This window comes from Psychrobacter sp. Ps2 (assembly GCF_022129405.1).
Lineage (GTDB): Bacteria > Pseudomonadota > Gammaproteobacteria > Pseudomonadales > Moraxellaceae > Psychrobacter.
This window is the reverse complement of record NZ_JADQAM010000044.1, coordinates 57,812-63,904: the sequence shown is the minus strand read 5'-3', so window position 1 is coordinate 63,904 and position 6,093 is coordinate 57,812. Positions and strand designations below refer to the sequence as shown.

The 6,093-nt window shown below is 45.1% G+C and carries 5 protein-coding genes; 3 read left to right on the top strand and 2 right to left on the bottom strand.

Going from position 1 to position 6,093, the window contains the following annotated elements; translation table 11 throughout:
- The first annotated feature begins 87 nt into the window (after nucleotides 1-87).
- On the top strand, nucleotides 88-483 hold the full coding sequence (locus I3254_RS05120; protein WP_238051873.1) for an MgtC/SapB family protein: 396 nt from the start codon (nucleotides 88-90) through the stop codon (nucleotides 481-483).
- Between the two features lie 62 nt (nucleotides 484-545).
- Here the strand turns inward: I3254_RS05120 and I3254_RS05115 are convergent, their stop codons facing one another.
- Nucleotides 546-2,738, bottom strand: coding sequence for a heavy metal translocating P-type ATPase (locus I3254_RS05115; RefSeq protein ID WP_238051867.1), 2,193 nt, complete (start codon nucleotides 2,736-2,738; stop codon nucleotides 546-548).
- A gap of 188 nt (nucleotides 2,739-2,926) precedes the next feature.
- On the opposite strand from I3254_RS05115, the gene cadR reads away from it, so the two are divergent.
- Entirely contained in the window at nucleotides 2,927-3,358 is a 432-nt protein-coding gene (gene cadR / locus I3254_RS05110) for a Cd(II)/Pb(II)-responsive transcriptional regulator (protein WP_238051865.1), read from the top strand.
- Nucleotides 3,359-3,482: 124 nt separating this feature from the next.
- Here the strand turns inward: cadR and I3254_RS05105 are convergent, their stop codons facing one another.
- Complete coding sequence (locus I3254_RS05105) at nucleotides 3,483-4,286, bottom strand: PaaX family transcriptional regulator (protein ID WP_238051863.1); 804 nt, start codon at nucleotides 4,284-4,286, stop codon at nucleotides 3,483-3,485.
- Nucleotides 4,287-4,393: 107 nt separating this feature from the next.
- Here I3254_RS05105 and I3254_RS05100 point away from each other — a divergent pair, with 107 nt between their 5' ends.
- A complete protein-coding gene (locus I3254_RS05100) occupies nucleotides 4,394-6,052 on the top strand; it encodes an isovaleryl-CoA dehydrogenase (protein ID WP_238051861.1) in 1,659 nt (552 codons plus the stop codon).
- Nucleotides 6,053-6,093 lie beyond the last annotated feature (41 nt).

Below are 6,093 nucleotides of genomic sequence, written 5' to 3'. Positions count from 1 at the left end.
TTTCTTAGTCATGATAAACTCCTCATTGAGTCGTTAGTTTACCAAGTTTGGTTCTACAGTTTTTTCAGCATAGCTCAAAATGTTCTGGTGTATCATGCCTTTCAATTAGGTATTGCTTTTATATTGTCACTACCAATCGCTCTCAATCGTGAACTTGAAGATAATGGTGCAGGTTTGAGGACTTTTCCTTTAGTGACCATTGCTTCGTGTGCTTTTATGCTAGTGGGCATGGACATTTATCAAGACGCCGATGCTGAGGCTAGAATCATGTATGGCATAATCACTGGAATGGGTTTTATTGGCGGTGGCGCTATCTTTAAAAATGAAAGTGGCGCAAAGGGCACTGCTACTGCGGCTGGATTGTGGAATACAGCCGCCATTGGGATATCGGTGGCGTATGGTCGCTATGAGATTGCTATCATATTATCAATAGTTGGTTTTTTGATCCTACAATTCTCAAAACCTTTTAAACCAAAATCTTAACGATGCCACTCTTAGTCATTAGAATAGAGAATCAAACTGCCATTTTAACAAGAACTTCATACTTACTTTGCTTTGGACAAAGTTGTTAGTGGTTGAGCTCCTTTGAACCTTAGCAAGCGTAAAGCATTGAGAGTCACTAGTACCGTTGCACCAGTGTCTGCTATCACAGCAATCCATAGTCCGGTAATACCTAGTAAAGTAGTGATTAGAAACACGGCCTTTAGTCCTAGAGCAAAAATCACATTTTGATGAATATTGGACATGGTTGCACGCGATAAGGCAATGAGATGAGCAACGTCCGTGACGCGATTTTTTAATAATGCTATATCAGCTGTTTCGATAGCGACATCCGTGCCGCCACCCATGGCGATGCCCACATCTGCGGTTGCTAGTGCTGGCGCATCGTTAATACCATCCCCAATCATCGCTACTTTACTATTACCTTTCATTTCATTCAACAAGCGCAGCTTATCTTCGGGCAATAGCTCAGCTTTCCATTCTATATTTAAGTGACTAGCAAGCGCCTGAGCGGTCAGATGATTGTCACCTGTAAGCATCACCGAACGCACACCCATCGCTTTGAGCTGTGCCACTCCTGCCTGAGCATCCTCTCGCAATTCGTCTCGTAGCGCAACCAACCCAAGCACTTCGCAGCTCTGCTCATCGAACAAAACTGAGACCGTCTTACCCTCGTTTTGTAGTGCTTCAATTTGTGCATTTTGTTCTAGTGATATCGATGTTTCAGTGGCAGCATAAACTGGTGATCCGATGGCTAGAGTCCGATCAACTACCGTTGCATGTACTGCTTTGCCCGCAGTAACATAGGCATTTGAAGCTATCGGTATAGAGATGTTAGCGGCTTTGGTATGATCAATAATCGCTTTTGCCAGTGGATGACTAGAAGCAAACTCAACACTAGCAAACAGCGCCAGTATCTCATTCTGACCTTCAGGCCCTATATACTCTTGTACTGATTGCTTCTGTGTAAAGGCTATCACATCGGCCACCTGTGGCTTACCTTCAGTCAACGTACCTGTCTTATCAAAAGCCACGACATTTACGCGACCCATGGTTTCTAAAGCGCTACCCCCTTTTATAAGTAAACCGCGGCGTGTACCGACAGCCAATCCTGATGCAATGGCAGCCGGAGTAGATAGTACAAGCGCGCAAGGACAGGCGATTAGCAACAGTGCAAAACCCCGATATAACCAAGTCGCCCATTCTCCTCCCATCGCTAGCGGCGGCACAACAATAACCAGTGCAGCGATAGCCATCACCGCTGGGGTATAATAACGACTGAATTTTTCAATAAAACGAGCCGTAGGGGCTTTAGAGGTTTGCGCTTGCTCTACCAAATTGATAATGCGTGCAATGGTGTTGTCAGCAGCTGTCTTTTGTACACGGATTTGCAGCGCTCCATCCATATTGATTGATCCTGCAAATACCGTATCACCTATCGCCTTGGCAACGGGAATTGATTCGCCAGTAACAGGTGAGTCGTCAAGACTAGAGCTACCTTGAACAATGACACCATCAGCGGATACTTTATCGCCAGGACGTACCATTACCAGATCATCGACCTGCAATGAAGCTGCAGGAACGTCACGTTGTCCGCCTTGTGCATCCAGTAAAATCGCAGTTTTTGGCACTAATGATGCCAATGCCCTGATACCAGCACGGGCACGATCTGCTGCCACACCCTCTAACAATTCACCGACGGAGAACAAAAAGACAACCGCTGCCGCCTCTTCAGCCTCACCAATGATAAGCGCGCCAATTGCCGCGATAGACATCAACATTTCAATTGAAAACGGGGTGCCTGTCATTGCCAAGGTCATAGACTTTCGGGCAAAAGGGAAAACACCCACAACGACGGCAATAGCAAATGCCCACATGCCATAATCAGGAAAAAGTAATGCCAACGCGTAGGCGACGCTCATCAAGACGCCGAGACCAACCACTTGCTTACCTTTTCTGGTTTGCCACCAACGCTGTTGCTGCGTATCTAATAGATTATCACTAATGCTGTCTGCTGCGTTTGCTTGATCAGTAGTGGCAGATATGCCAAAACCCAGACGCTTGATGGTCTTTTCAATATCGCTGTACTGAGTATCTGAATCAGGGGCAAGCGATAGCTCTAACTTTTCAGTCGCAAAATTAAGCTGTATGTCAGAGACACCAGGCATACGTGCTAATGCAGTTTCAATTTTTCTGACGCAACTGGCACAGTCCATACCTTCAATACGATATTGCATAATAAACTGCCTCATTATAAGAATTCATTTGATAACGCTATTGTGAACCCTCTAGTAGCTTCAGAGTCAAGGCCGTTTATATGCAATTGTATAAACTTGATTTACTTAGGGCTAAACCTTATAGTTACTTTAATGTTTTCAATTTTGAAATGACTTTGAAATAACTTCAAGAGAACTGTGAGATAACGATGCTAATAAAAATCGGAGAGCTTGCTAAGCGTACAGGCGCTACAGTAGAAACCATTCGCTATTATGAAAAAGAAAAGCTATTACCAGAGCCTGCGCGTAGTGAAGGGAACTATCGCTTATATCGCGAAAGTCATATCGAGCGTCTACAGTTCGTTCTGCACTGTCGTACACTCGATATGACGTTGGATGAAGTACGAACTTTACTTAAGTACTGGGAAGACTCTAGCAGAGACTGCGCTGATGTAGATACCTTGTTGGATGAACATATCCGCGCTGTAGAAACACGTATAGAAGAGCTAAAACAGTTAAAAAAACACTTAAGTGTTTTGCGACAGAAATGCGTCAGTAGCGCACCAGCGAAGTCATGTGGCATATTAAATACACTTGCTGATCATTCTTGTCATGAAAATTCGCCATATGGCTCACAGTAAATACTATCCGAGTAGATGCAAATAATTAATGCTTATTCATCGCTATAGATAACACCTCTGCTGTCTGATAATTACTATACCACCATTTCACTTTATTCTATTTAAGCGCATTCTAATGACTTGATTAACTAGACTCTAACGATTTAGCCTCTTCAAAAAATGCGAACCATAGACGCCTACCCTCCTCATTAATACGCCGCACCATCTCAAAATACTTTTGCCGTGCATCCTCATCTACTAAGGGAGCAGGAAGTAGAGGGTCAAAAACAACACTGTGGATACCTGCATCTCCAAGCATGAATATTTCTCGAAGCGCCACGTGGGACGGCAAGTCAGCCAAACCACTTAACCAGTCAGTGAGCTGCTGCGACTGCTCTTTATAATGCTTTTCAAGATGCATGTCTGACCAAAGTGCTCGTGCTTTTTTCTGCCTAACCTCATCAAATTCATTGGCTTTAAAAACCGCGGCTTCATCTTCTAACCCCAAGTCCAATAGACGCTTGCGGACGACATCAACACCGCCTAATAAATTATTGGGACGCAGATAAAGCCCCTTATCAAGTTCACGAAACCCCAATAATGACAAAGCGCGATCACGAGCACGTAGCGATTTACGGTCACTGCGAGGTAACCCACCTGTCGCTACCGCTATCCATGAGCCATCGGATTCTATCGTTCTTTTATCTGCTGTCTGCCATAAGGCCACATCAGCGCCCAATTTTTGAGCTTTGGGTCCAAGTTTGTAGGTAGCAGGACCAATCGACTCAGCAAGATCCGCTTGGACCAAACGAGCCAACGTCACACGTATACTATTTTCTGTCATACCAAAGATAGAGCCTGCCAGCACCGCTTCGGAAGCACTAAGTGTGTTTGCTTCTGCCACCATGAGTAAGCGCAAAAGCAATAAACGAGGCGTTGGTTTGTTCATATTACACCTATTGACGTAATTATTTTTTATATGTAATACTTATCGTGTAAGTTGCTAAACTACTGAAACTTAGGGAATGACATTCAAAATCAGGGAAGACAATCATCATGTCAATTGTAAATCAATTTAAGACCCATGAGGTGCAGAATCAACCTTTTGCCTTAGCCAATTATAATGCATGGGAAACAGATACAGCGCTCAAAGAAGCTGTCGCACGAGAGGGTGCTGCTTGGGCAAAAAAACACTTGAAAAAGTTTGGCGCACTGACTGGTGGAGAGCTGATCAACAGCGGATTCTTAGCCAATGAAAACAAGCCTAAATTGCGCAACTTTGACAGCTATGGTCGGCGTATAGATGAAGTAGAGTTTCATCCGGCTTACCATGATTTGATGCATGCAGGAATGAAATACGGTATGAGCAATTTTGCTTGGCGCAATGAAGAGCGTGATAGTGCTCACGTGGCTCGAGCGGCGGTCATGTATCTCGGCTCACAGCCCGAAGCTGGGTTTGGCTGTCCTATGTCTATGAGCTATGCCGCTATCCCTGCCCTACGCCATTCGCCAGCGCTGGCCAAAAAATGGCTGCCCAAGCTATTATCCGAACACTATGATCCGCGCAGCTTGCCCATGGAAGAAAAGTTAGGCTGTACGATGGGCATGGGTATGACAGAAAAACAAGGTGGGTCAGACTTACGTCGCAATACGACTCGAGCCACACGACAAAAGAATGGCTCTTATGAAATCATTGGGCATAAATGGTTTTTCTCAGCGCCAATGTGTGATGCTCATCTCGTCTTGGCCCAATCTGACAGTGGACCTAGTTGCTTTTTAGTACCACGCTTTCGGCCTGATGGGACACTCAACTCAGTACAAGTTCAACGCTTAAAAGACAAATTAGGAGATTGGGCAAACGCTTCCTCCGAGGTAGAGTTTCAAGGCGCATTCGGTGAGTTAGTGGGCATTGAAGGTCGCGGTATTCCTACCATTATTGAGATGGTCGCGCTAACCCGACTTGACTGTATGATTGGCTCTTCAGCCCAAATGCGCCAAGCGATCGTTCAAGCGATTCATCACACCAGTCAGCGCGAAGCCTTTGGTAAATTATTAGTCAACCAACCTATTATGCGTAATGTGTTGGCAGACTTAGCCTTAGAGTCAGAAGCGGCTCTAGCCCTAACAATGCGAATTGCGCGCGCTGTTGATAGGATAGAAACAGACCCTCATGAAGCCGCGCTCGCTCGTATCGCGACAGCAATTGGGAAGTATTGGATATGCAAACGCGCGCCTGTTCTTATCAATGAGGCACAAGAATGTTTGGGCGGTAATGGCTATGTCGAAGAGACTATTATGCCGCGCCTGTACAGGCAAGCGCCACTAAACTCAATCTGGGAAGGCAGTGGTAATGTGCAGTGTCTAGATGTGCTACGTGCCTTAAAAAAAGAACCAGAAACTCAGCGAGCTTTATTTAAGGAACTGCAGCAGGCAGCAGGAAAAAATGCTGATTATGATGCAGAGTTAAACCTACTAATAGAGCGATTTGAGGATACGCAAACCTTGGAGTTCCGTAGTCGTTATGTGATTGAGCGCCTAGCATTGATGCTGCAGGCTTCGATACTACTACAGACTGAACATACGGAGATCGCTCAGGCATTCTGTCGTTCTAGGATTGGGAATGAGCATGGGTTGGCCTTTGGTACATTAACTCCTGATGCTCCTGTGGATTTATTAATCGAACGGGCGGCTGGCGCGACCAAAGCAGTTCTATAAGTATCTTTATATGTGTTAAATAGTCACCTGCTACCGATTTT

Excerpts from the sequence above, each read along its gene's own strand:
- cadR (WP_238051865.1), top strand. The coding sequence starts at position 2,927 with ATGCTAATAAAAATCGGAGAGCTTGCTAAGCGTACAGGCGCTACAGTA.
- I3254_RS05105 (WP_238051863.1), bottom strand. The coding sequence starts at position 4,286 with ATGAACAAACCAACGCCTCGTTTATTGCTTTTGCGCTTACTCATGGTG.
- I3254_RS05115 (WP_238051867.1), bottom strand. The coding sequence starts at position 2,738 with ATGCAATATCGTATTGAAGGTATGGACTGTGCCAGTTGCGTCAGAAAA.
- I3254_RS05100 (WP_238051861.1), top strand. The coding sequence starts at position 4,394 with ATGTCAATTGTAAATCAATTTAAGACCCATGAGGTGCAGAATCAACCT.